General features: G+C 62.4%; 25 protein-coding genes and 1 tRNA gene. 16 read left to right on the forward strand and 10 right to left on the reverse strand.

Annotation, left to right across the window (positions count from 1 at the left end; translation table 11 throughout):
* Positions 1-202: 202 nt before the first annotated feature.
* Positions 203-892 (forward strand): Crp/Fnr family transcriptional regulator, encoded by a 690-nt coding sequence (locus ACT6VE_RS19070; protein ID WP_444800093.1) that lies wholly within the window; start codon positions 203-205, stop codon positions 890-892.
* A 522-nt stretch (positions 893-1,414) separates the two neighbouring features.
* Here ACT6VE_RS19070 and ACT6VE_RS19075 read toward each other — a convergent pair.
* Positions 1,415-1,771 carry a hypothetical protein gene (locus ACT6VE_RS19075; RefSeq protein WP_444800094.1) on the reverse strand — a complete coding sequence of 119 codons (357 nt, stop codon included), beginning with the start codon at positions 1,769-1,771 and terminating at the stop codon, positions 1,415-1,417.
* A gap of 377 nt (positions 1,772-2,148) precedes the next feature.
* Positions 2,149-2,238 (reverse strand) — tRNA-Ser (locus tag ACT6VE_RS19080).
* Between the two features lie 236 nt (positions 2,239-2,474).
* On the opposite strand from ACT6VE_RS19080, the gene ACT6VE_RS19085 reads away from it, so the two are divergent.
* From ACT6VE_RS19085 to ACT6VE_RS19095, 3 genes are all read left to right on the forward strand, one after another.
* Complete coding sequence (locus tag ACT6VE_RS19085; RefSeq protein ID WP_444800095.1) at positions 2,475-2,795, forward strand: hypothetical protein; 321 nt, start codon at positions 2,475-2,477, stop codon at positions 2,793-2,795.
* Positions 2,796-2,839: 44 nt separating this feature from the next.
* Complete coding sequence (gene msrA / locus ACT6VE_RS19090) at positions 2,840-3,490, forward strand: peptide-methionine (S)-S-oxide reductase MsrA (protein ID WP_444800096.1); 651 nt, start codon at positions 2,840-2,842, stop codon at positions 3,488-3,490.
* A 230-nt stretch (positions 3,491-3,720) separates the two neighbouring features.
* Positions 3,721-4,713, forward strand: a complete 993-nt coding sequence (locus tag ACT6VE_RS19095; protein ID WP_444800097.1) for a BMP family lipoprotein — start codon at positions 3,721-3,723, stop codon at positions 4,711-4,713.
* A gap of 63 nt (positions 4,714-4,776) precedes the next feature.
* Here the strand turns inward: ACT6VE_RS19095 and ACT6VE_RS19100 are convergent, their stop codons facing one another.
* Positions 4,777-5,007 (reverse strand): SlyX family protein, encoded by a 231-nt coding sequence (locus tag ACT6VE_RS19100; RefSeq protein ID WP_444800098.1) that lies wholly within the window; start codon positions 5,005-5,007, stop codon positions 4,777-4,779.
* Positions 5,008-5,188: 181 nt separating this feature from the next.
* Between ACT6VE_RS19100 and ACT6VE_RS19105 the strand changes: the two genes are divergently transcribed.
* Genes ACT6VE_RS19105 through deoA form a run of 7 tightly spaced genes read left to right on the forward strand, consistent with a single transcriptional unit; the run spans position 5,189 to position 12,098 of the window.
* Positions 5,189-6,724, forward strand: coding sequence for an ABC transporter ATP-binding protein (locus ACT6VE_RS19105; RefSeq protein WP_444800099.1), 1,536 nt, complete (start codon positions 5,189-5,191; stop codon positions 6,722-6,724).
* Positions 6,721-7,854, forward strand: coding sequence for an ABC transporter permease (locus tag ACT6VE_RS19110; RefSeq protein WP_444800100.1), 1,134 nt, complete (start codon positions 6,721-6,723; stop codon positions 7,852-7,854). The genes ACT6VE_RS19105 and ACT6VE_RS19110 overlap by 4 nt, the downstream gene beginning before the upstream one ends.
* 3 nt (positions 7,855-7,857) lie before the next feature.
* A complete protein-coding gene (locus ACT6VE_RS19115) occupies positions 7,858-8,829 on the forward strand; it encodes an ABC transporter permease (protein ID WP_444800101.1) in 972 nt (323 codons plus the stop codon).
* Position 8,830: 1 nt separating this feature from the next.
* Positions 8,831-9,223 carry a cytidine deaminase gene (locus ACT6VE_RS19120; protein WP_444800102.1) on the forward strand — a complete coding sequence of 131 codons (393 nt, stop codon included), beginning with the start codon at positions 8,831-8,833 and terminating at the stop codon, positions 9,221-9,223.
* On the forward strand, positions 9,220-10,032 hold the full coding sequence (locus ACT6VE_RS19125; RefSeq protein ID WP_444800103.1) for a purine-nucleoside phosphorylase: 813 nt from the start codon (positions 9,220-9,222) through the stop codon (positions 10,030-10,032). Before ACT6VE_RS19120 ends, ACT6VE_RS19125 begins: the two co-directional genes overlap by 4 nt.
* Positions 10,025-10,783: a deoxyribose-phosphate aldolase gene (deoC, locus tag ACT6VE_RS19130; RefSeq protein WP_444800104.1), complete on the forward strand. Its 759-nt coding sequence runs from the start codon at positions 10,025-10,027 to the stop codon at positions 10,781-10,783. The genes ACT6VE_RS19125 and deoC overlap by 8 nt, the downstream gene beginning before the upstream one ends.
* Before the next feature lies 1 nt (position 10,784).
* Entirely contained in the window at positions 10,785-12,098 is a 1,314-nt protein-coding gene (gene deoA / locus ACT6VE_RS19135) for a thymidine phosphorylase (protein ID WP_444800105.1), read from the forward strand.
* On the opposite strand, the gene ACT6VE_RS19140 is transcribed toward deoA, so the two are convergent.
* The 7 genes from ACT6VE_RS19140 to ACT6VE_RS19170 form a co-directional block, all read right to left on the reverse strand.
* Positions 12,088-12,624: a TIGR02281 family clan AA aspartic protease gene (locus ACT6VE_RS19140; protein ID WP_444800106.1), complete on the reverse strand. Its 537-nt coding sequence runs from the start codon at positions 12,622-12,624 to the stop codon at positions 12,088-12,090. The genes deoA and ACT6VE_RS19140 overlap by 11 nt on opposite strands.
* Before the next feature lie 124 nt (positions 12,625-12,748).
* Positions 12,749-13,378: a uracil phosphoribosyltransferase gene (gene upp, locus ACT6VE_RS19145; protein WP_160857956.1), complete on the reverse strand. Its 630-nt coding sequence runs from the start codon at positions 13,376-13,378 to the stop codon at positions 12,749-12,751.
* 105 nt (positions 13,379-13,483) lie between these two features.
* Positions 13,484-14,440, reverse strand: a complete 957-nt coding sequence (locus tag ACT6VE_RS19150; protein WP_444800196.1) for an adenosine deaminase — start codon at positions 14,438-14,440, stop codon at positions 13,484-13,486.
* 8 nt (positions 14,441-14,448) lie between these two features.
* Positions 14,449-15,678, reverse strand: coding sequence for a phosphopentomutase (locus ACT6VE_RS19155; RefSeq protein ID WP_444800107.1), 1,230 nt, complete (start codon positions 15,676-15,678; stop codon positions 14,449-14,451).
* Between the two features lie 101 nt (positions 15,679-15,779).
* Positions 15,780-16,385 (reverse strand): TadE/TadG family type IV pilus assembly protein, encoded by a 606-nt coding sequence (locus tag ACT6VE_RS19160; protein ID WP_444800108.1) that lies wholly within the window; start codon positions 16,383-16,385, stop codon positions 15,780-15,782.
* Positions 16,385-16,993: a TadE/TadG family type IV pilus assembly protein gene (locus ACT6VE_RS19165; protein WP_444800109.1), complete on the reverse strand. Its 609-nt coding sequence runs from the start codon at positions 16,991-16,993 to the stop codon at positions 16,385-16,387. Before ACT6VE_RS19165 ends, ACT6VE_RS19160 begins: the two co-directional genes overlap by 1 nt.
* Before the next feature lie 123 nt (positions 16,994-17,116).
* Positions 17,117-17,446 (reverse strand): pilus assembly protein N-terminal domain-containing protein, encoded by a 330-nt coding sequence (locus ACT6VE_RS19170; RefSeq protein ID WP_150130056.1) that lies wholly within the window; start codon positions 17,444-17,446, stop codon positions 17,117-17,119.
* A 428-nt stretch (positions 17,447-17,874) separates the two neighbouring features.
* Between ACT6VE_RS19170 and ACT6VE_RS19175 the strand changes: the two genes are divergently transcribed.
* From ACT6VE_RS19175 to ACT6VE_RS19195, 5 genes are all read left to right on the forward strand, one after another.
* Positions 17,875-18,054: a Flp family type IVb pilin gene (locus ACT6VE_RS19175; RefSeq protein WP_444800110.1), complete on the forward strand. Its 180-nt coding sequence runs from the start codon at positions 17,875-17,877 to the stop codon at positions 18,052-18,054.
* Positions 18,055-18,152: 98 nt separating this feature from the next.
* Positions 18,153-18,665, forward strand: a complete 513-nt coding sequence (locus ACT6VE_RS19180; RefSeq protein WP_444800111.1) for an A24 family peptidase — start codon at positions 18,153-18,155, stop codon at positions 18,663-18,665.
* Between the two features lie 193 nt (positions 18,666-18,858).
* Positions 18,859-19,668 carry a Flp pilus assembly protein CpaB gene (gene cpaB / locus ACT6VE_RS19185; RefSeq protein WP_444800112.1) on the forward strand — a complete coding sequence of 270 codons (810 nt, stop codon included), beginning with the start codon at positions 18,859-18,861 and terminating at the stop codon, positions 19,666-19,668.
* Between the two features lie 22 nt (positions 19,669-19,690).
* Positions 19,691-21,229, forward strand: coding sequence for a type II and III secretion system protein family protein (locus ACT6VE_RS19190; RefSeq protein WP_444800113.1), 1,539 nt, complete (start codon positions 19,691-19,693; stop codon positions 21,227-21,229).
* A gap of 59 nt (positions 21,230-21,288) precedes the next feature.
* Positions 21,289-21,960: a CpaD family pilus assembly protein gene (locus tag ACT6VE_RS19195; protein ID WP_444800114.1), complete on the forward strand. Its 672-nt coding sequence runs from the start codon at positions 21,289-21,291 to the stop codon at positions 21,958-21,960.
* The last annotated feature ends 15 nt before the right edge of the window (positions 21,961-21,975 follow it).

Below are 21,975 nucleotides of genomic sequence, written 5' to 3' on the forward strand. Positions count from 1 at the left end.
TAGAATAATCACCCTCGGGAAAACTTTGCATACGCGTCGGCACCAGATTGTTCGAATCCGGACAATCTGCGAAAAAAGCATAAATCACATACCGTCCCCCGGTTGCTGTTTTGCCACCGTGACAGGAGCGTGAATACTGGATTGCTTTGTATTCGGTTGGTGAAGGGTATTCTGTCCGGATTTTGGCGACGTGGGAGGGGCAATGTTGGATTTAACACGGGAGAAGGCCGAGCAAATCATGCGCGCGGGCACTTGGCTTGCGAATATGACTGAGCCATTCCGGACGGAGTTGTTGCGCAATGCACGGCTGCAGCGCTTTGCTCCCGATCAGGTCATTTATCGTTATGGTGATCCCACCGGCGGGATGTACGGGCTTGTCACCGGCTCGCTGACGATCAATTCCGCGCCGCCCGACGCGGTCCCTCGTCTGATCCATCTCGGGATTCCGGGTGCATGGACGGGAGAAGGCCCGTTCCTCACCGGCCAGCCACGCCGGATCGAACTAAGGACCCTTGGCGACTGCTGGATGATGCATGTTCCGCTCGATGCCCTCGAGCAGATGACGACTCGCGATCCCAACGTATTGCGTGCCGTGGGACTGAACACTGTATTTACCGTTGATGCTCTTATTCGCATCGTTCATGACTTGCAGAAGCGCAGCGTTGGTCGGAGAATTGCCTCTGTCCTCCAACGGGCCGGCTGGCTCGGGGATGTGCCGATTCCATTGTCGCAAAGCGAACTTGGCGTCATGGCGAATGCGTCGCGGCAACAGGTCAACATGGCCATGCGGCGCTTTGCTGCCGCAGGTTGGGTGGATTACACCTATCGATCGGTCACGGTCACCAACCCCCATGCGCTGGGGCAGTTTTCCGAAGGCGACGGAACTGAGTAAGGAGCAGCGGAAAACGGGACGCGGGTTCACGCGGAGGCAGTGAAGATTGGGTCAGCAGCCGAACGACTGTTTTCAATATTCATGCGGCTGATTGCCGACAGTCCACTTCCGGCCCCAAAGTCGCCATGGAAAATGAGCTTACATCCGGCGCTGTTCTGATACGTTAACGGCGACATTCCTGATCTGAGAAGGCCAGCATTGATTGTGTGGCGGAGTTGATCCGCCCCGAGCTTTCATATCATTACGACTTCTAGTTCTATGGCCACTACGGATGATTGACTACTGCCTGCTTGACTCTGATACCACTGCCATGCGCCAAAATAAAATTGGCTAGACGCTCGCAACCAATGCGACGGCCGAGACGCTTCCGCCGCATGCGCCAGCGAGAACAAGGCACCTTGTAGAGGTCGTCTTGCTCAAGTTGCACTGTGAGTTGCCGAAGTTCAAACGCAAGGTCAGGATCACACTCTCCTCATAATTCGCTATAGGGGACTTAGCATACTGAGCGATCCACTCGATGGCCTATGCGACAGGCGCATCCCGGTACGTTGCCGCGCGTAAAATGTAGTCATGCGATACCTCAGCCATGCTGCTGTAGAGATCGCAAAATTCTGCGACGGCACTCAATTCCGAATTCCACATGACTATGCGCATTTGCACAGATTCGGCCGGCGACAGATTTTCGTCCATCGCTTCTCCGTAGTGCAACGAGCGTTCAACGATGCCGAAGGCGCTGACCTCCTTCACTCGCTTGTCTAGCAGCGCCAACACTCCTGAGTCTTTCATGCCAGAAGTGTGAAGCGCCACTACCTGCACTGTTTGCAGGCCAGAAGCTTCTGTGTAAGTACGACGCTGATTATTTCCGCGGCGCAATCCCATGACTTGCTCGACATTCTTCCGATCCGCTTGGGTTTTGATTTCTGCAGTACGAGATCTTCAATTTTTCTCATCATGCTGTTCCTTCTGCTCCGGATCGCAATGCGGTCCGGCGCCCTAGCTGAAGAGCAATACGTTCGTCATACCACCGAGGTCGCGTGACCCTTTACGGGCCGCGGTACACAGAATTAATTGGCATTGGGAACAGCGGGCGCGGACTAAGTGGAAGGTCGAGGATCAGCTGGCCGCTTTACAAGCAAGTAGGTATTCGCTCCGCAGGTCGCCACAAATCAAGCCACAAAAAAATGTGGGGCGAATTGAGGGCGCCTTCAATCCAGCGAGCCAAAAAACACAACAAAACAATACATTAAAAGGAAAAATGGCGGACAGAGCGGGATTCGAACCCGCGATAGAGTCTCCCCTATACACACTTTCCAGGCGTGCGCCTTCAACCACTCGGCCACCTGTCCGTCCGCTCGCTGCCGGTGGTCAATCCGGCGCGGGTCGCTTTCCTGTTTCCATTCCGGCGAGACGGCGCGATATATACCGAGGTTTCACGCGGGATCAACCGCTTTCTGACAGTTTTTTGAAGGTTCTTTCGTCCGGCACTGTGAAGGATTGCAGAAGGTTGGCCGTCTTCCTATTTATAGGCGGAAGAAAGCGGAGCTAAATCGAGGCTTCGGCGGCGATACCGGAAGGGTGCGCGATGATACGGTTCATCCTGAAGGCGATCAGTCTGATTGCGCTGGTCATCGCCGTGATGGCGGGAACGATCGACGCGATCCAGTCCGTCTCGGCCTCCGAGCCGGTGGTGACGCCGCTGGCGGTTGCCTGGAGCACGGCGAGCCCCGAGACGATCGCACTCGTGGCCGACGGCATCATGCGCAACCTCCATCCCTATGCCTGGGATCCTGCGGCGATGTGGGTCCTGTCCCAGCCGGCCTTTGCCGTGCTGCTCGGCGTCTCGCTATTCTTCTGGGTGATCGCCTACAAGCGTCGACCCGTTGCAGGCCGCTTCACTGCCTGAACCCAAACCGCCGCCTATGCTTGCGGCCCGGCCAGGAGGCCACGATGTTCTTGATCGACATGTTCAACAAGAAGACCACCATGCCCGCGCCCGATGCAGCCCTGCCCGGCCGCGACCAGCCCATTCCCACATCCGCCACCCATTTCGTCAATGGTCGCGCCTTGCAGGGTCCCTATCCCGAGGGCTTCAAGACCGTGCTGCTCGGCATGGGCTGCTTCTGGGGTGCTGAACGGCTGCTCTGGAAGATCCCCGGCGTGTGGGTGACGGCGGCCGGCTACTCCGGCGGTATCACGCCCAACCCGACCTATCACGAGACCACGACAGGACTGACAGGCCACACCGAAGTCGTGCTCGTCGTCTATGACCCCACGGTGGTCACCCTTGAAACATTGCTGAAGGCCTTCTTCGAGGCGCATGACCCGACGCAGGGCATGCGCCAGGGCAACGATATCGGCACGACCTACCGCTCGGCGATCTATCTCGACGACGAGGCGGACCTCGCCGCCGCGCGCCGCGCCCGCGACGTCTATCAGGCGGCGCTGACGGCGGCCGGGCGCACCGATCGCATCACGACGGAAATTGCCAAGACGGGGCCGTTGTACTTCGCCGAGGAGGTGCACCAGCAATATCTCGCCAAGAATCCGGGCGGCTACTGCAACCTGCGCGGCACAGGCGTTGCCTGCGCGATCGGCTGATCGCACCGCAGAATTCCTGCCTTTCGAGCCGCCGCGAATGGGGTTTTCCACCCCTCTTCGCGGCGGCTTCTATTTTTTACCAACTGAAAAATTTCTGGTGAATTTTTCCCGGAGCCGTGCAAGGATGCCGCCAGCCTGACCCAGGGGAAAGGGTCGGTGGCTCCGTTGCGCGCTCCTGCAGCGCCCAGGCGGAAGGTCCCTATAAGATCAATAGCGAACAGGGCTGCACAATGAAAAAAACCCTTCTGACCCTTCTTGCCACGGCTGCCATGTCGGCCACTGCATTCGCCGCGGACATCAAGCCGGCGATCATCTATGACCTTGGCGGCAAGTTCGACAAGTCGTTCAACGAAGCAGCCTATAATGGCGCGGAAAAGTTCAAGGCCGAGACCGGCATCGAATACCGCGACTTCGAAATCGCCAATGATGCGCAGCGCGAGCAGGCGCTCCGCCGCTTTGCCGGCGACGGCAACAATCCGATCGTGATGGCCGGTTTCTCCTGGTCCGCAGCGCTTGAGAAGGTCGCCGTGGAATATCCGGACACCAAGTTCGCCATCATCGACATGGTCGTCGATAAGCCGAACGTGCGCTCGATCGTCTTCAAGGAAGAAGAAGGCGGCTGGCTCGCCGGCATCCTGGCCGGCATGGCCTCCAAGACGAAGACCGTCTCGTTCGTCGGCGGCATGGACATCCCGCTGATCCACAAGTTCGCCTGTGGCTATATCGGCGGCGCGAAGTCGCTCGGCCCGGATATCAAGGTCCTCGAAGCCTATACCGGCACGACGCCGGATGCCTGGAACGACCCGGTCAAGGGCGGCGAAATCGCAAAATCCCAGTTCGACCAGGGTTCTGACGTGGTCTACCACGCGGCCGGTGGCACGGGCGTCGGTGTGCTCCAGGCTGCGGCTGATGCCGGCAAGCTCGGCATCGGCGTCGATTCCAACCAGAATGGCCTGCAGCCGGGCAAGATCCTGACCTCGATGGTCAAGCGCGTCGACGTTGCCGTCTATGACGCCTTCACCACCGCCAAGAACGACACGTTCCAGCCCGGCGTCAACGTGCTCGGCCTCAAGGAAAGCGGCGTCGACGTCGCAATGGACGACAACAACGCACCGCTCATCACCCCGGAAATGAAGGCCGCGATCGACAAGGCGCGCGCCGACATCAACAGCGGTGCGGTCAAGGTGCACGACTACATGTCGGACGAGACCTGCCCCTACTAAGCGGCATTGACGGCCCGTTTGCGAAAGCAGACGGGCCGATTCCGTCCTGCCCCAGCCCAGCCTTCAATAATGTGGCGGGCGGGTGATCGCGGGGGCATCGAGAGAGCCCTCTTCCAGCACGAGGAACCGTTCCGTCAGCCGATCCAGCTTCGTCCGGAGCTGTTCGACCACACGCCATTGGTCGGCGAGCTGGTCGGAGAGCTCGTCGATCATCTTCGCCTGGTGGGCGGCATGTTCTTCGAGGCTCGCGATGCGCGCGGCCTGGCTATCATCGGGAAGGTTGGGCGTGGTCATGACTGTCCTCTTCGATCGAATTGCCGGCCAACTGGCCGGCTGGCCGGGCGGGTGGAGCTATAGCGGCCCGGAGCGGCGCCCGCAATCGGGCTGGACAAGTGCGGCGGAAGCAACAAGACTACCAACGGCCGGCCGAGGAGAATGGCCTGTCGGCCCTAAATCCCCGTAAGAGTGGATCGTCATGAGCGAACTGGCAATCGAACTGAAGGGCATCGACAAGAGCTTCGGCCTCGTCCACGCCAACCGGAACATCAACCTGAAGGTCCGCAAGGGCACCATTCACGGTATCATCGGCGAAAACGGCGCCGGCAAATCCACCCTCATGTCGATCCTCTATGGCTTCTACCAGGCCGATCACGGCGACATCGTCATCGACGGCAAGACGATCAAGATCCGCGATCCCAATGCGGCCATTGCCGCCGGCATCGGCATGGTGCACCAGCACTTCATGCTGGTCGAAAACTTCACCGTGCTGGAAAACATCATGCTCGGCGCGGAAGAGAGCCAGATTCTGAACGCCGGCATCACCAAGGCGCGTGCCGAGCTGAAGCGGCTCGAAAAGGAATATGCGCTGGAGGTCAATCCGGACGCGATCATCGAGGAACTGCCGGTCGGTCTCCAGCAGCGCGTGGAAATCCTCAAGGCGCTCTATCGCCGGGCCGACATCCTCATTCTTGACGAACCGACAGGCGTGTTGACGCCGGCCGAAGCCGACCACCTGTTCCGCATCCTCGAGCAGCTGAAGGCCGAGGGCAAGACGGTACTGCTCATCACCCACAAGCTGCGCGAGATCATGGCGATCACCGACGAGGTCTCTGTCATGCGCCGCGGCGAAATGGTGGCGACGCGCACGACGAAGGACACCTCGGTCGAAGAGCTCGCCGAATTGATGGTCGGCCGCCGCGTGCTGCTGCGCGTCGAAAAGGGCGAGGCGAAGCCTGCCGACGTCAAGCTTTCAGTCAAGAATCTCACGGTGCGCGACAGCCGCGGCGTGACCATGGTGGACGACGTGTCCTTCGACATCCGGGCCGGCGAGATCGTCGGCATTGCGGGCGTTGCCGGCAACGGCCAGTCCGAACTGCTGGAGGCGATTTCCGGCATCCGTCGCGCGAAATCCGGCACCGTATCGCTCAATGGCAGCGCCATCGAGGTCACCGGCCATGTCGACCCGGCGGAGCTGCGTAAGCGCGGCCTCGCCCATGTGCCGGAAGATCGCCACCATGTCGGGCTGGTGCTGAAATTCGAGGAAAGCGAGAACGCCATCCTCGGCTATCACGACGACCCGAAATACCGCAAAGGCCTGCTGCTCGACATCGACGCGATCCGCGCCGACGCAGAGGAGAAGATCGCCGCCTACGATATCCGCCCGCCGAACCCAAGGCTGAAGACCGCCAATTTCTCCGGCGGCAACCAGCAGAAGATCGTTTTGGCGCGCGAGATGGAACGCGGGCCGGATGTGCTGATCATCGGCCAGCCGACGCGCGGCGTGGATGTCGGCGCCATCGAGTTCATTCACAAGCGCATCATCGAGATGCGCGATCAGGGTAAGGCGGTGCTGCTCGTGTCCGTGGAACTTGACGAGATCCGCGCGCTGTCGGACCGCATTCTGGTGATGTTTGCCGGCCGCGTCGTCGGCGAGCGCACGCCGGACGCCACCGAAGGAGAACTCGGCCTCTTGATGGCCGGTGTTGAAGGCCGGAAGGAGGCTGCGGAATGAGTGTCCCTCACGCGAAACTGCCGGGCTGGGCCGAATATGGCCTGATCCCGCTGGTCAACCTCGCTGCCGCCTTCCTGATTTCCGGTCTCGTGGTGCTCATCGTCGGCGAAAGCCCGCTGGAGGCCGCCTATCACATGATCAACGGCGCCTTCGGGCGCGGCGAATATATCGGCTTCACGCTCTACTACACGACGACCTTCATCTTCACCGGCCTCGCGGTGGCGGTCGCCTTCCATTGCGGCCTGTTCAACATCGGTGGCGAAGGCCAGGCCTATATCGGCGGCATCGGCGTGGCACTTGCCTGTCTTTCCTTCGACCGCGTGCTGCCCTGGTACCTGCTCTTCCCGATCGCCGTCATCGGCGCCGCGTTCTTCGGCGCGCTGTGGGCGATGATCCCCGGCTGGCTGCAGGCCAAGCGCGGCAGCCATATCGTCATCACGACGATCATGTTCAACTTCATCGCCGCCAGCCTGATGAACTACCTGCTCAACCGGGTGTTCAAGCCGCTCGGCTCCATGTCGCTCGAAACCCGCACCTTCGAGACCGGCGGCCAGTTGCCGAAGCTCGACTGGCTGATGTCGATCTTCGGCCTTTCCGTCGGCAATGCCCCCTTCAACATTTCGTTCCTGCTGGCGCTCGTTGCGGCTTTCGCGGTGTGGGCGCTGATCTGGCGCACCAGGCTCGGCTACGAGATGCGGACGATGGGCCACAGCCCCGCCGCCGCACGTTACGCCGGCATCAAGGAAGCCAAGATCATCGTCATCGCCATGATGATCTCCGGCGGCCTTGCCGGCATGATGGCGCTGAACCCGATCATGGGCGAGCAGTTCCGCATGCAGCTCGATTTCGTGCAGGGCGCGGGCTTCGTCGGCATCGCCGTCGCGCTGATCGGCCGCTCGCATCCGGCGGGCATCATCCCGGCGGCGCTGCTCTTCGGCATGCTCTACCAGGGCGGGGCGGAAATCTCCTTCGAGATGCCCTCCATTTCCCGAGACATGATCGTCATCATCCAGGGTCTCGTGATCCTCTTTGCCGGCGCGCTCGAACACATGTTCCGCCCGGCCATCACGCGGATCGTCTTCGCGCTGTCGGCCAAGGGCCGCCAGGCGGCCGCCACCAAGGGAGCCTGAGCCATGGAATTCTTTCAGGTCTTCATCGAGCTTGCGCAGTCCACCGTCCGCGTCTCGACACCGCTGATCCTTGCCGCCCTTGCCGGCCTCTTCACCGAACGCGCCGGCGTCTTCGACATCGGGCTTGAGGGCAAGATGCTGGGGGCGTCCTTTGCCGCCGGCACCGTCGCCTTCATCACCCAGTCCGTGGCGATGGGCCTGGGCGCGGCAATCCTCGTCTCCGTACTGCTCTCGCTGGTACACGGCTATGCCTCGATCACCCAGCGCGGCAGCCAGATCGTCTCGGGCGTCGCCATCAACTTCGTCGTCGCCGGCTCCACCGTCATCCTCGGAGAGGCCTGGTTCCGCCAGGGCGGGCGCACGCCGGCATTGATGGAAAGTGGCCGCTTCGGCACGATCAAACTGCCCTTTGCCGATGCGCTGCGCGAGGTGCCGATTCTCGGGCCGCTCTATTCCGGTCTGCTTTCCGGCCACTCGCCGCTGACCTATTTCGCCTTCCTGATGGTGCCGGCAAGCTGGTGGATCCTCTACCGCACGCGCTTCGGCCTGCGTCTTCGCGCCGTCGGCGAAAATCCGGGCGCAGTCGACACCGCCGGAATCTCGGTCATCTGGCTGCGCTACCGCGCCGTCATCTGCTGCGGCATCCTCTGCGGCATTGCCGGCGCCTATCTCTCGCTTGCGGCCAATGCCGGCTTCACCAAGGGCATGACGGCGGGCAAGGGCTATATCGCGCTCGCCGCGCTCATCTTCGCCAAATGGCGGCCGAAGAACATTCTCTTCGCCTGCCTGCTCTTCGGCTTCCTCGATGCCTTCGCCATCCGCTACCAGGGCTACGCCTTCCCGCTGATCGGCAAGGTGCCGGTACAATTCATGCAGGCGCTGCCCTATATCCTGACCGTGATCCTGCTTGCAGGCTTCATCGGCAAGGCCATTCCACCGAAGGCCGGCGGCGTGCCCTACGTCAAGGAGCGATAACATGTCCCATGACCTCTTCGAGGCGGCGCGCGCGGCGATGGCCTTCGCGCACGCGCCCTATTCCAAATTCCCCGTGGGTGCGGCGATCCGCGCGGAGGACGGGAAAATCTATGCCGGCGCGAACATCGAAAACCTCTCCTTCCCGCAGGGCTGGTGCGCCGAGCCGACAGCGATCAGTCACATGATCATGGCCGGCAACAAGAAGATCGTCGAGATGGCCGTCATCGCGGAAAAGCTGCCGCTCTGCCCGCCCTGCGGCGGCTGCCGGCAGAAGATCGCCGAGTTCGCCACGGCGAAAACGCCGATCTATCTGTGCGACGAGACGGGCGTGAAGAAGACCATGACCATGGAAGAACTGCTGCCGCACAGTTTTGCGACGGATATCCTGGGATGAGCGTTCAAACCACCGACCTCTTGATCTCCCGCCTCGGCGGTGTGCTGCCGCGCTACGGCATCGTGCTCGGCTCCGGCCTCGGCTCCCTGGTGGAGGCCGTGCAGAACCCGCTGCGCATCTCCTATGCCGACCTGCCGAGCTTTCCGGTCAGCTCCGTCTCCGGCCATGCCGGCGAACTGGTCATCGGTTATCTCGGTGCGGTTCCCGTCATCATGCTCTCCGGCCGCGTGCACTATTATGAAAACGGCGATGCCAATGCCATGCGCACGCCGATCGAGGTGCTGAAGGGCCTCGGCGTCACCTCGCTGATCCTCACCAATTCGGCAGGGTCCGTGCGCGAGGACATGCCGCCAGGCTCAGTGATGCGGATTTCCGACCACATCAACTTTTCCGGCGCCAACCCGTTGATCGGCATCGACAGCGACGACCGCTTCGTCGGCATGACCAATGCCTATGACGCGGACCTCGCCGCCCGCATGGATGCAGCAGCCAAGACGCTCGATATCCCGCTGTCCTCCGGCGTCTACATGTGGTTCTCCGGCCCGAACTTCGAGACCCCGGCGGAAATCCGCATGGCGCGTGTCTTCGGCGCGGATGCCGTCGGCATGTCGACCGTGCCGGAGGTGCTGATCGCCCGGCATCTTGGCCTCAAGGTCGCGGCGGCCTCGGTCATCACCAATTTCGGCGCAGGCATGACAGGCGGCGAACTCAGCCATCACGAAACCAAGGACATGGCCCCGATCGGCGGAAAGCGGCTTGCCGCCATTCTCGCCGAAATGATCGCGGGCGGAGGCAACGACCATGCATGACACGGCGAAAAGGGCACTCTCGCTGCTCGACCTGACCGATCTTACGGACGATTGCGACGCAGCCGCGATCGAAAAACTCTGCGCGCAGGCGCAGACGCCCTTCGGCCCTACGGCTGCCATCTGCATCTGGCCGCGCTTCGTCGCGCAGGCGCGCGGCATTCTCGGCAAGGGTCATGCGGTGAAGATCGCGACCGTCGTCAACTTCCCCTCCGGCGAACTGGCAGTTGCCGATGTGCTGGCGGAGACGAAACAGGCGATCGCCGATGGCGCCGACGAGATCGACCTCGTCATACCCTACCGCGACTTCATTACCGGTGACGAAGCGGCCGTGACGGAGATGGTGAAAGCCATAAAAGCAGCCTGCACGCCGCCCGTCATTCTCAAGACCATTCTGGAAACCGGCGAGCTCAAAGACCCGGCGTTGATCCGCGAGGCCTCTGACCTCGCGATTGCCGCCGGTGCCGACTTCATCAAGACCTCGACCGGCAAGGTTTCCGTCAACGCGACATTGCAGGCCGCCGCGATCATGCTGAATGCCATCAAGACCAGCGGCAAGCCGGTCGGCTTCAAGCCGGCGGGTGGCGTGCGCACCGTGACGGATGCCGGCGAATATCTGGCACTTGCTGCCTCCATCCTCGGCGAAGGCTGGGCGACGCCAAAGACCTTCCGCTTCGGCGCCTCCGGCCTGCTCGGCGACATTCTCTCCGTGCTCGGCGGCCAGTCCGCGCCGTCTGCGCCGGCGAGCTACTAAAATGCTCCCGCAGGAGACGATCCGCCGCAAGCGGAGCGGCGACCCTCTCAGCCGTGAGGAGATCGCTCGTTTTGTTGCCGGCGTGACGGATGGCAGCGTCTCCGAGGGGCAGGTGGCGGCCTTTGCCATGGCCGTCTGGTTCAAGGGCATGGCACGCGACGAGACCGTGGCGCTGACGCTTGCCATGCGGGATTCGGGCGATGTGCTCGACTGGTCGGGCATCGACCGGCCGATCGCCGACAAACATTCCACCGGCGGCGTCGGCGACAATGTCTCGCTGATGCTGGCGCCGATCGCGGCGGCCTGTGGGCTTGCCGTGCCGATGATTTCCGGCCGGGGGCTTGGCCATACCGGCGGCACGCTCGACAAGCTGGAATCGATCCCCGGCTATACGATCATGCCGTCCGCCGATCTTTTCCGCCGCACGGTGAAGGATGTCGGCTGCGCGATCATCGGCCAGACAGCGGACCTCGCGCCCGCCGACAAGCGCATCTACGCGATCCGCGACGTGACGGCGACGGTCGATTCCGTGCCGCTGATCACCGCCTCCATTCTCTCGAAGAAACTCGCCGCCGGGCTGCAATCGCTGGTGCTCGACGTGAAGGTCGGCAACGGCGCCTTCATGACGGAAATCTCCGAAGCCGAGACGCTTGCCCGCTCGCTGGTCGAGGTGGCGAATGGCGCCGGCGTCAAAACCTCCGCCCTCATCACCGACATGAACCAGCCACTGGCCGACGCCGCCGGCAATGCCGTCGAGATCACCAATTGCATCGCCTTTCTCAGGGGCGAAAAAGCCGGCAGCCGGCTGGAGCACGTCGTGCTCGCCTTTGTGGCGGAAATGCTGGTGCTGTCCGGGTTGGAAAAGGACTTGGCGGCGGCTGAAACGAAGGCTGCACAGGCACTTTCCAGCGGTGCGGCAGCGGAAACATTCGGCCGCATGGTGCAGGCGCTTGGCGGCCCTGCCGACCTCATGGAGCGGCCGGAGGCCTATCTGGCTTCGGCACCCGTTGTCCGCGCCGTAATAGCTCCAGAAGCCGGCTATCTTGTTTCATGCGAGACCCGCGGCATCGGTCTTGCCGTCATCGAACTCGGTGGCGGCCGCAGCCGCCCGGATGACGCGATCGATCATCGCGTCGGCTTCGACCGTTTGCTGCCCCTCGGCATGAGGGTGGAAAAGGGCGACGAGATCGGTCGCGTGCATGCGGCAAATGAAGCGGATGCGGCACGCGGCGTGGCGCGCCTCGGCGCTCTCTACCGGATCGGGCCGGACGCGCCCGCGCCGGCGCCCGATATCCTCAAGCGCATCAGCGCGTGAGGTGCAGCTTGCCGTCCTCGACCTTGTAGGACGACAGTACCTTCAAGAAACTCATGCCGATCAGCGTGCCGGAGAGCGCCTTGTCGTCCAGCACCATGGCGCCGACATTCTCGATCTTCACCGGGCCGATTTCGATCTTGTCCAGGCGGATATAGGCGGCGCGTGCCTTGCCGTTTGCCGTATCGACGGCATAGCGGAAATCGAGATTGGCGCGATCGATGCCGATGCGCTGCGCCGTCGAGACGTTGATGGCAACCATGCTGGCGCCGGTATCGACGAGGCCCTCTTCCTTGCGGCCGTTGATGGCGAAGACGCCCGTGAAATGGCCGCTCGGATCCGCATCGATCACGGCGCTGCGGTTGCCGGTATAGCGCGCAGCACCCTGCCCCGTCGGGACGGCGACCGTCTCGACCTTCGCGGCGGGGTTGTCGCCTGTCGATTCGAGATAGCGCTTCGCGACGTCGGGCACGAAGGCGGCGGTGACAATCACGGCACCGGCGACAAAGGCAAGGCTGCGGACGGACATGGACAGGTCTCCGAAAGATCTGTCCCGAAATAACACGCATCCGGCTAACGGACGGCAAAAGGGGCGCTCGACGGCGCCCCTCTCCACGATCTTCGATTGACTTGGTAAAGAGCCGGTTAACGGCTCACTTGGTGCCGTACATGCGGTCGCCCGCATCGCCGAGGCCGGGCACGATATAGCCCTTCTCGTTGAGCTGGCGGTCGATGGAGGCGGTGTAGACCGGCACGTCCGGATGGTGCGCGCGAAAACTCTTGATGCCTTCCGGGGCGGCGAGCAGGCAGAGGAAGCGGATGTTCGTTGCACCGCGGCTTTTCAGCGTGTCGATGGCGGCAATCGCCGAATTACCGGTCGCCAGCATCGGGTCGACGACGATGACCAGACGTTCGTCGATGCTGTCCGGCGCCTTGAAGAAATATTCGACAGCCTCCAGCGTCTCGTGGTCGCGATAGACGCCGATATGGGAGACACGGGCGGAGGGTACCAGTTCCAGCATGCCTTCCAGCAGGCCGTTGCCGGCACGCAGGATGGAGGCGAAGACCAGCTTCTTGCCTTCCAGCACCGGCGCGTCGATCTCTTCGAGCGGCGTCTGGATGCGCTCGGTGGTCAGTTCCAGGTCGCGCGTGACCTCGTAACAGAGCAGCGTGGAGATCTCGCGCAGCAGGCGACGGAAACTGCCGGTCGACGTTTCCTTCTTGCGCATGATGGTCAGCTTGTGCTGCACGAGCGGGTGATCGATGACTGTGACGCCGTCCATGGCCAACCTTCCCAAATAATATGAACGCTTCTTTTTCCACGGAACGGCAGAGGCCCGCAAGAGAAGACAGCCGGCCGCAGGCAACATCCCCAGCCGGCTTGCGCCTCAAAGAGCCGAAAGCAGCCTTTGCCGCGTCGGTTCGTCAACGAAAGCCGCTTCGATGGCGGTCCGCGTCATGCCGAGAATGTCCGCATCGCTGAAACCCATGATGGTCGACGCGACCTCGTATTCGCGGGCGAGCGAGGTGTGGAAGAACGGCGGATCGTCGGAATTGAGGGTGACACGCACGCCGGCCTCGTGGAGTGCCCGCAGCGGGTGGCGTTCGAAATCCGGAAAAACCTCCAGCGCGACATTCGAGCCAGGGCAAACTTCGAGCACCACGCCTTCGTCCGCCAGCCGCGTCACCAGATCCGCATCCTCGATGGCACGCACGCCATGGCTGATGCGCGAGGGCCGCACATGGTCGAGCGCATCGCGCACGCTGAAGGCGCCGGAAAGCTCGCCGGCATGGATGGTGATGCCGAGGCCGGCGTCGCGAGCGATGTCGAAGGCGCGCGTGAAATCGGCGACACGGTGCAGACGCTCCTCGCCGGCAAGATTGAAGCCGGTAATCAGCGGATGCGGCCGGCGCGCGGCATATTCCGCCGCCTTCACCACCCGTTCCGGGCCGAAATGGCGGATGCCGACGATGAGAAGACGCGTCTCGATGCCGGTCTTCGCCTTGGCGCGTTCGGCGCCTTCGGCAAGGCCGCGGACATAGGCATCCGCCCCGATGCCGACGGCATCGCCCTGGTCGGGCGAGACGATCAGCTCGCTGTAGATGGCGCCGGCTTCCGCGATCTCGGTGAGATAGGTTTCGGCGAGCAGCGCGTAATCTTCTTCCGTCCGGAAGAGATTGGCCGTCGCATCGTAGCTCTGCACGAAGCTGGTGAAATCCTGCCAGGCATATTGGCCGTCGCGGATGAAGGCGGAGGTGTCGATGCCGTAGCGCTCGGCTTGCGCCAGGGCCAGCGCCGGTGGTGTCGCACCCTCTATATGGCAGTGCAGTTCCGCCTTGGGCATGGTTTTCGTCACAAAAAGCTCCTTCCGTGCGGGCCTGGCGGGATGCCGAGATGGCGGGCGATACTTTCGCCGATATCGGCGAAAGTTTTGCGGGTTTCAAGGAGGCGCGAGCGGATGCCCGGGCCGAAGCTCAGGATCGGCACGCGCTCGCGCGTGTGGTCCGTGCCGCGCCAGGTCGGGTCGCAGCCATGGTCCGCCGTCAGGATGACGACATCGCCGGGTCTCAGCTTGCGGTCCACCTCCGGCAGGCGCCGGTCGAAGGCTTCGAGGGCGGCGGCATAACCGGGCACATCACGCCGGTGGCCGTAGAGCATGTCGAAATCGACGAAATTGGTGAAGACGAGGTCGCCGTCCTTGGCTTCGTCCATGACGCGGAGTGTCGCGTCGAACAGCGCCATGTTGCCGTTCGCCTTGGTGAGCGTGCCGATGCCCTGATGGGCAAAGATGTCGCCGATCTTGCCGACGGCGTGCACGGTGCGACCGGCGTCCGTCAGCCGATCGAGCAGCGTCGGCTCCGGCGGCGGCACGGAATAGTCGCGCCGGTTGCCGGTGCGCTCGAACGTTTCCGGCGTTTCGCCTGCGAATGGGCGCGCGATGACCCGGCCGATACGTCCGCCCGGCCGCTCGTCGAGGATTTTTCGCACGGTCTCGCAGAAGGCGAGCAGCCGGTCGAGGCCGAAGGAGCCTTCATGCGCGGCGATCTGGAAGACCGAGTCGGAGGAGGTGTAGCAGATCGGCTTGCCGGTGCGCCGATGCTCCAGGCCAAACCGGGCGATGATATCCGTGCCGGACGCATGGCAATTGCCGAGGATGCCCGGCACATTGCCGGCCGTGCAGATCGCGTCGATCAACTCCGGCTCGAAGGCATCGCCCTCCGCCGGAAAGTAGCCCCAGTCGAAGGTGACGGGCGTGCCGGCGATCTCCCAATGGCCGGACGGCGTGTCCTTGCCGTTCGAGACTTCGCTCGCCGCCCCATGATAGCCGAAGACGCGTTGCGGCACGTCCATGCCGTCCGGAAAGCGGCCGGTGGCGGCGCGGGCGGCGTGCAGAAGGCCGAGCGCCGACATGTTGGGAAGCTTCAGCGGTCCTTGCCTGAGACCAGGCCGGTCGCCCGCGCCGGCTGCGCAGAATTCCGCAATATGGCCGAGCGTGTCCGCCCCAAGGTCGCCGAACGTGTCCGCATCCGGCCCGCCGCCGATACCGAAGGAGTCGAGAACGAAAAGGAAGGCTCGCGCCATGGATCACCTATCGCATGTCGCCGGAACGGCGGATGGACTGCGTGACATGACACAGGCGCGGCGAGAGGTTCAAGCGAAATCGGCGGACATGCCTGCTTGGCTCAGCAACCCGAGCAGGCGATCGTCTTGCCTCTGCGCAGGGCGAAATAACTCGTCTTGCCGAGCGGGAACGAGTTGAGCCTGGACGAGAGATTGGGGGCCATGAGCAATATGGTATAGGGTACCGCCAACTCCGTGCGCACGAAGAACAGGTCCTTGGCACCCTGAATGTTGCTCGGCAAGGCCACGGCCGTTCCCTTGGTATAGGGCTCCCCCTTGGCCTGATCACGCGACCATGCGACGGTCGCCTTGCCGTCTTTGTCGACGGCGACGCCGGTGATCTTCAGCGTGTATCCGTCGGCCTGCTGGAAGGGTGCGATGACGCGCTTGGTAACCTCTTTCATCTTGTCCAACGTGTCCGCCGTCGTCGCATCGTCTTGCGTCAGCAGATCGGAAACCGTGCTGGCCGCACGACTGACCTTGCTCGCCATGTTGATGCCGACGGAAATTTCAAACGCGCTGACATAGGCCATGATCAAAAGGGGCGCAACGATTGCGAACTCGATGGCGCCCGCCCCATGCCGGTCCCGGCCGAAGCGGCGCAGCAGGCTGCGTCCTTGCAAGGCCACCCTCTTGCCGGCGAGCACAGGCGAAAAGACCGTACGCATCACGGATAGTCCTCGTTCTGGATAACGGCGGTCGAGACCATCAGGTAGTTCTGCTTGGTGCCGTCAGCGGACTTGATGGTGGAGAGATAGGGGCGGATGACGTCCGTAATGATATCCCAGCGATAGTAGGCACGCACGATGTTGATCGACTTCTTGCCGCCCGGGGCAAACTGGAACGCGGTCGTATCGAGGTCCTTGCCCGTCAGGGGAACCGATTTCGGAATTTCCGCGAAAGTCTTGAAACTGCGCACGTCCAGCCAGAGCTTGTTGGGCGCCTTCAGCTCGTCCGCCGAGCACTTCAGCATGATGGCGATTTCCTGGCAGAAAGCCGCGCGGAACTGCTCCTTGGTCATGTTCGAGGTTTTGCCGAGATTGTAGGTGATCTCGCCGGTGCGGATCTTGCGCGCCATGGTATCGGTCGCGCTGGCAAGGAGCTGCTCGGCAGAAAAGGCGACGAACGTTTCGATCGAGGCGAAGACGATAAGGAAAAAAGGCAGCGTGAGGATGGTGAATTCGATCGCCGTCGCGCCGTCGCGGCGAGCGAAGAAGCGACCGAGCAGACCCTTCATCGGCCGTCGGCGAACTGTTGTGTCTTGATCGAGCGACATCGCGATCCGTTCCCAAATGCTGGACACGGCGAGAGTAGACGGCAGACCGTTTATTTTTCGTGTGTGCGAGGCCGAAGAATTGAACCGTTTCCCACATTCGGACGACCGAAGCGAAACAGGTCGTCAGCCGCCCGTAGCGGCGCGGGTAGAGTGTTCCTCGCAGTTCGGCGTGCAGGACAGCACCGACCTGTCGGTCTGCCGGAAGACGCGTACGGTGTTGCCTTCGTCGATCGACACGAGAATACGCTCGTCGATGATCGCGTTTCCGTCGGCGTCGAGAAGAACCAGATTGGTCGTTCCGAAACTGCGGCCTGTCAGGACGATGGTGCGCGCGTCGGCCACGGTCGCATCGGCGACCTCGGCATTGCCGATGATGACCTTGCTGACGGGGCGGTCGAGCCGCAGCACACGGGCATGGTCCATGTAGACGCGCATGAGCGGCTCTTCGGCCATGGCGCCGACGGCCGTCGCGCCCACCACGAATGCGGCAGTGGCAAACCTCAGCGCACCCTTAACGAAGGTCCCGTCGCGTCCCATAAACACTCATCCCGGCAAACAATCATCAACAGCATCGCCGTGAATGGTGAATGAAGCCTTAAGTCACTCGCTCGCATTGCAGATATATCCGAAGTGATCGGAAAACCGCGACAAGCCCGATCAGCCGAGAATACGGGCCGGAATACCGGAAAGCACGCGCTGTATACGCGCGCGTAAGGCGCTTTACCTGTTGTTGACCATACATCCGGTAGGTTGGCGTTAGGGTCGCATTAACCCATTTCTTTAAGCCGATGGAAATCGACTGCTTGTAGGTTGCATTCATCCGAACAACGGAAACAGTTGGCGGACGTGCTGAACCAACATCGTGGAGCTAGGAGAATACCATGACCAAGATTTTCGCTCGCCTTATGAAGGACGAATCTGGCGCAACCGCCATCGAATACGGCCTGATCGCTGCCCTGATTTCCGTTGCCCTCATCAGCGGTGCAACCGCACTCGGCAAAGGCCTGAACGCTCAGTTCAACTTCCTGAACACCAAGCTCTCGGGCTCGCAGACCCCGTAAGTCCAGGGACATCGTTTCCTGAAAATGAAGCCGCCATCCATCGGAAGGCGGCTTCATCGTTCCGGACACCGCCAGAACAACCACCGGAGGCAATCGGCATGACGCAGGCTCTGATTTTCGTGGTCTTCCCGCTGTGCCTGGCGCTCGCCGCCTTCACCGATCTTTTCACGATGACGATCCCGAACCGCGTGCCGGCGATCCTTCTCGCCGCCTTTGTCATCGTCGCGCCGCTTGCCGGCCTCGGCCTGACCGATATCGCCATGCATCTGGCCGCCGGCCTTCTCGTCTTCGCCGCCTGCTTTGCCCTCTTCGCCTTCAACATCATGGGTGGGGGTGATGCCAAGCTTCTGACGGCCAGTGCCGTCTGGTTCGGCCTGTCGATGTCGCTGTTCGATTTTCTCGTCTGCGTGTCGTTCTTCGGCGGCGTGCTGACGCTCGGCATCCTCGCGCTGCGTTCAAACGCAAACACCATCCTCGTATCGCGCCTGCCCGTGCCGAACCACCTGCTGGAAGGCGGAAAGGTGCCCTACGGCATCGCGATCGGCGCAGCCGCCTTCGCCACCTATGCCTCTTCCCCCCTCATGATGGCCGCTCTCGGCAAGTTGGGCTGACGCGACGTCGCCCAGCCGCTGAATTGCTGCGTAAGACACACGCTGGCGCGAGATCGCGTCCGGCGTCTTCCTGCGTTTCGCGTGCATGGCGAAACCTGGCGTTAACCATAGCCGTAAGGTGGTTATTAACCATAATTACACCATTGCCGGTCAATGTGGGCGGATAGAAGAGTCCGCAGTCCAGGAAACCCACATGAAACCGGCGCGAATCATTATTCTGGCAGTGGCCGTCGTTTCGGCTGGTGTTGCGGGCCTGCTGGCCCTGCAGCTCGCCAGCGGTGGCCCCACGATCATCCAGTCGGATCCCGTGGTCGAGCGCGAGCCCTCCATCAACGTGCTGGTCGCCAAGGAAAGCCTGCCTGTCGGCGCGCGGCTCAATCCCGAAGTCATGGCCTGGACCGCCTGGCCGCAGGGCTCGGTCGTCGAAGGCTTCATCACGGACCAGAACCGGCCGGACGCCTTGGAAAGCCTCGACGGCTCGATCGCCCGCATGCCGATCTTCAACGGCGAACCGATCCGTCAGGAAAAGATCGCCGATTCGAGCAACCGCATCATGTCTTCGCTTCTGCCCTCCGGCAAACGCGCGGTCGCGACGGAGATCTCCGTGGCGACAGGCGCCGGCGGCTTCATCCTGCCGAACGACCGTGTCGACGTGATCATGGTGCGCAAGAGCGAGACCAACTCCTATCTCACGGAAACCGTGCTCACCAATGTTCGTGTGCTCGCGATCGACCAGCAGATCCAGGAAAATCCGGATGGATCCAAATCGGCCATCGGCACCACCGCCACGCTCGAACTGACGCCGGACCAGACCAAGGTGATCACCGTTGCGCAGCAGATGGCCGAACGGCTCTCGCTGGCGCTACGCAGCGTCGCCGACGCCCAGGAAGCCGACACGGGTGCGGCCGACTACCTGTTGAGCGGCAGCGACGGCATGCCCCTGGTCCAGGTGATCAAGACCGGTGAAATCGTTAGCGGCGGCACATCCGCAGCCCAGAAGTGATCAGGAGCTGACCGTGTTTGGTATGACCAGAACTTTTCGGACCTCTGTCGCCGGCGGATTGAGCTTCTGCCTGGCGTTTTCGGGCATGCCCGTGGCCCTTGTCGGCGGCACGGCCATCGCACCCGCACAAGCGGCAACCGCCACGATCATCCGCATCGACAACAGCGGCCCGGGTGCGCGCAAGTCCGTCAAGCTCGGCCTCAACAAGGCGATCGTCGTCGATCTGCCGACCGACGCGCACGACATCCTCGTCGCCGATCCCGGCAAGGCGGATGCCGTGACGCGGACATCGCGGCGCATCTACCTGTTCGGCAAGGAAGTGGGCCAGACCAACATCTTCGTCTTCGGACCGAATGGCGAGGAAATCATCAGCATCGACCTCACCGTCGAACGCGACATCGACGGCCTCCAGGCCAATCTGCGGCGCTTCATTGCCGATTCCGACATCCAGGTCGAAATCATCTCGGACAACATCGTGCTGAACGGCACCGTGCGCACGCCGCAGGATTCCGCCCAGGCCGTTCGGCTGGCGGAAATCTTCCTGCGGGGCGGTGAAGCGACGACCCGCACGGTCGTCGCCCAGGGCAACAATGGCGACGCCGCCATCTTCGGCGAATCGCGCCAGCGTTCGCAGGTCGTCAACATGCTGAAGATCGACGGCGAAGACCAGGTGACGCTGAAGGTCACGGTCGCCGAGGTCAGCCGCCAGGTGCTGAAGCAGCTTGGCTTTAATGGCGCGATGGGAGGATCGAGCGGTGGTATTAACTTCCGCAATCCGACCAATCTCGGTGGTGCTGCCGACTGGTTCTCGAATGGAGCCTTTAGCGGAGCCGTGGGCGGGTTGAGCATCGCAAGCAATATGAGCGCGATGGAGCAGGCCGGCGTCATGCGCACGCTTGCCGAACCGAGCCTGACAGCCATCTCCGGCGAGGAAGCCCGCTTCTATGTCGGTGGTGAATTCCGCATTCCGACCGGGCAATCGATCGACATCGATGAAGAAACGAAGAGGAGAACCGTCGGTCGGGAGCTCACCCAGGTCGAATACGGCATCCGACTGAATTTCCGTCCGGTCGTCCTGTCGCCCGGTCGAATCAGCCTGCGGATCGAGACAGAGGTTTCAGAGCCGACCTTCGAGGGCTCCACGACCTCCCTCGCTAACAACGACATCCCCGCCCTGACCGTGGTCGGCATCCGCCGCCGCGAGGCGACGACCAGCGTCGAACTGCCTTCGGGTGGCTCCATCGTCATCGCCGGCCTCGTCAAGGATGACATCCGCCAGGCGATGTCCGGCCTGCCGGGCCTGTCGAAGCTCCCGATCTTCGGCACGCTCTTCCGCTCTAAGGATTTCATACGCAACGAGACCGAAATGGTCATCATCGCGACGCCCTACCTGGTGCGCCCGGTTGCACGTAGCGCGATTTCCCGCCCGGACGACAATTTCAATGCGACCAACGATGCCGCGAGCTTCTTCCTCGGCAAGGTGAACAAGATCTACGGCCGCAAGGAAGAGGCGATGCCCTCGGGCAATTACCACGGCTCCATCGGCTTCATCTACAAATGACGGGGAGAGAGATGCGCGACACGAACAGCCACACGCCCCTCCCTGCAAGGATGCGCTTCATGCACAAGACCCTGCCGGCACGCGCAGCACTCGCCGCGATGCTCGCCCTTTCCACTGCAGCGCTTTCGGGTTGCGGCACCAACCCGGACAAGAATGCGACCGGCTCCATTCCGGACGATTATCGCACGCGCCATCCGATCGTGCTGACGGAAACCGCCCAGACGATGGACCTTCCCATCGCCACCGGCGACCGGCAGCTGACCTTTGCGATGCGCGACAATATTCGCGGCTTTGCCGCCGATCGTGCCGCCAAGTCGACCGGGGCCGTGCAGATCATGCTGCCGCGCGGCTCGTCCAATGCTGCGACCGCAAACTATCTGAGCAAGGACATCCGCGCGACCCTGACGGCCGCCGGCATAAAGCGCGACCGGCTGATCGAGACGAGCTATGATGCGAGCGGCTATGGCGATGCCGCGCCGGTGCGCCTCGTCTTCTTCGCGATCACGGCGAAGGCCGGTCCCTGCGGCACTTGGCCGGAAGACCTCGTTGCGAACACGATGGAAAACCGGAATTACCACAATTTCGGCTGCGCCACGCAGGCCAACCTTGCCGCGCAAATCGCAAACCCGATGGATCTCGTTCAGCCGCGCGGCATGACGCCGATCGATGCGGAGCAGCGCACTATCGTGATTCAGGACTACCGCGAGAACGGGCAGCCGCTACTGCGATGAACGACATTGGAAAGC

The organism is Shinella sp. (assembly GCF_052438155.1).
Lineage (GTDB): Bacteria > Pseudomonadota > Alphaproteobacteria > Rhizobiales > Rhizobiaceae > Shinella.

Excerpts from the sequence above, each read along its gene's own strand:
- ACT6VE_RS19070 (WP_444800093.1), top strand. The coding sequence starts at position 203 with ATGTTGGATTTAACACGGGAGAAGGCCGAGCAAATCATGCGCGCGGGC.
- ACT6VE_RS19075 (WP_444800094.1), bottom strand. The coding sequence starts at position 1,771 with ATGGGATTGCGCCGCGGAAATAATCAGCGTCGTACTTACACAGAAGCT.
- ACT6VE_RS19085 (WP_444800095.1), top strand. The coding sequence starts at position 2,475 with ATGATACGGTTCATCCTGAAGGCGATCAGTCTGATTGCGCTGGTCATC.
- msrA (WP_444800096.1), top strand. The coding sequence starts at position 2,840 with ATGTTCTTGATCGACATGTTCAACAAGAAGACCACCATGCCCGCGCCC.
- ACT6VE_RS19095 (WP_444800097.1), top strand. The coding sequence starts at position 3,721 with ATGAAAAAAACCCTTCTGACCCTTCTTGCCACGGCTGCCATGTCGGCC.
- ACT6VE_RS19100 (WP_444800098.1), bottom strand. The coding sequence starts at position 5,007 with ATGACCACGCCCAACCTTCCCGATGATAGCCAGGCCGCGCGCATCGCG.
- ACT6VE_RS19105 (WP_444800099.1), top strand. The coding sequence starts at position 5,189 with ATGAGCGAACTGGCAATCGAACTGAAGGGCATCGACAAGAGCTTCGGC.
- ACT6VE_RS19110 (WP_444800100.1), top strand. The coding sequence starts at position 6,721 with ATGAGTGTCCCTCACGCGAAACTGCCGGGCTGGGCCGAATATGGCCTG.
- ACT6VE_RS19115 (WP_444800101.1), top strand. The coding sequence starts at position 7,858 with ATGGAATTCTTTCAGGTCTTCATCGAGCTTGCGCAGTCCACCGTCCGC.
- ACT6VE_RS19120 (WP_444800102.1), top strand. The coding sequence starts at position 8,831 with ATGTCCCATGACCTCTTCGAGGCGGCGCGCGCGGCGATGGCCTTCGCG.
- ACT6VE_RS19125 (WP_444800103.1), top strand. The coding sequence starts at position 9,220 with ATGAGCGTTCAAACCACCGACCTCTTGATCTCCCGCCTCGGCGGTGTG.
- deoC (WP_444800104.1), top strand. The coding sequence starts at position 10,025 with ATGCATGACACGGCGAAAAGGGCACTCTCGCTGCTCGACCTGACCGAT.
- deoA (WP_444800105.1), top strand. The coding sequence starts at position 10,785 with ATGCTCCCGCAGGAGACGATCCGCCGCAAGCGGAGCGGCGACCCTCTC.
- ACT6VE_RS19140 (WP_444800106.1), bottom strand. The coding sequence starts at position 12,624 with ATGTCCGTCCGCAGCCTTGCCTTTGTCGCCGGTGCCGTGATTGTCACC.
- upp (WP_160857956.1), bottom strand. The coding sequence starts at position 13,378 with ATGGACGGCGTCACAGTCATCGATCACCCGCTCGTGCAGCACAAGCTG.
- ACT6VE_RS19150 (WP_444800196.1), bottom strand. The coding sequence starts at position 14,440 with ATGCCCAAGGCGGAACTGCACTGCCATATAGAGGGTGCGACACCACCG.
- ACT6VE_RS19155 (WP_444800107.1), bottom strand. The coding sequence starts at position 15,678 with ATGGCGCGAGCCTTCCTTTTCGTTCTCGACTCCTTCGGTATCGGCGGC.
- ACT6VE_RS19160 (WP_444800108.1), bottom strand. The coding sequence starts at position 16,385 with ATGCGTACGGTCTTTTCGCCTGTGCTCGCCGGCAAGAGGGTGGCCTTG.
- ACT6VE_RS19165 (WP_444800109.1), bottom strand. The coding sequence starts at position 16,993 with ATGTCGCTCGATCAAGACACAACAGTTCGCCGACGGCCGATGAAGGGT.
- ACT6VE_RS19170 (WP_150130056.1), bottom strand. The coding sequence starts at position 17,446 with ATGGCCGAAGAGCCGCTCATGCGCGTCTACATGGACCATGCCCGTGTG.
- ACT6VE_RS19175 (WP_444800110.1), top strand. The coding sequence starts at position 17,875 with ATGACCAAGATTTTCGCTCGCCTTATGAAGGACGAATCTGGCGCAACC.
- ACT6VE_RS19180 (WP_444800111.1), top strand. The coding sequence starts at position 18,153 with ATGACGCAGGCTCTGATTTTCGTGGTCTTCCCGCTGTGCCTGGCGCTC.
- cpaB (WP_444800112.1), top strand. The coding sequence starts at position 18,859 with ATGAAACCGGCGCGAATCATTATTCTGGCAGTGGCCGTCGTTTCGGCT.
- ACT6VE_RS19190 (WP_444800113.1), top strand. The coding sequence starts at position 19,691 with ATGACCAGAACTTTTCGGACCTCTGTCGCCGGCGGATTGAGCTTCTGC.
- ACT6VE_RS19195 (WP_444800114.1), top strand. The coding sequence starts at position 21,289 with ATGCACAAGACCCTGCCGGCACGCGCAGCACTCGCCGCGATGCTCGCC.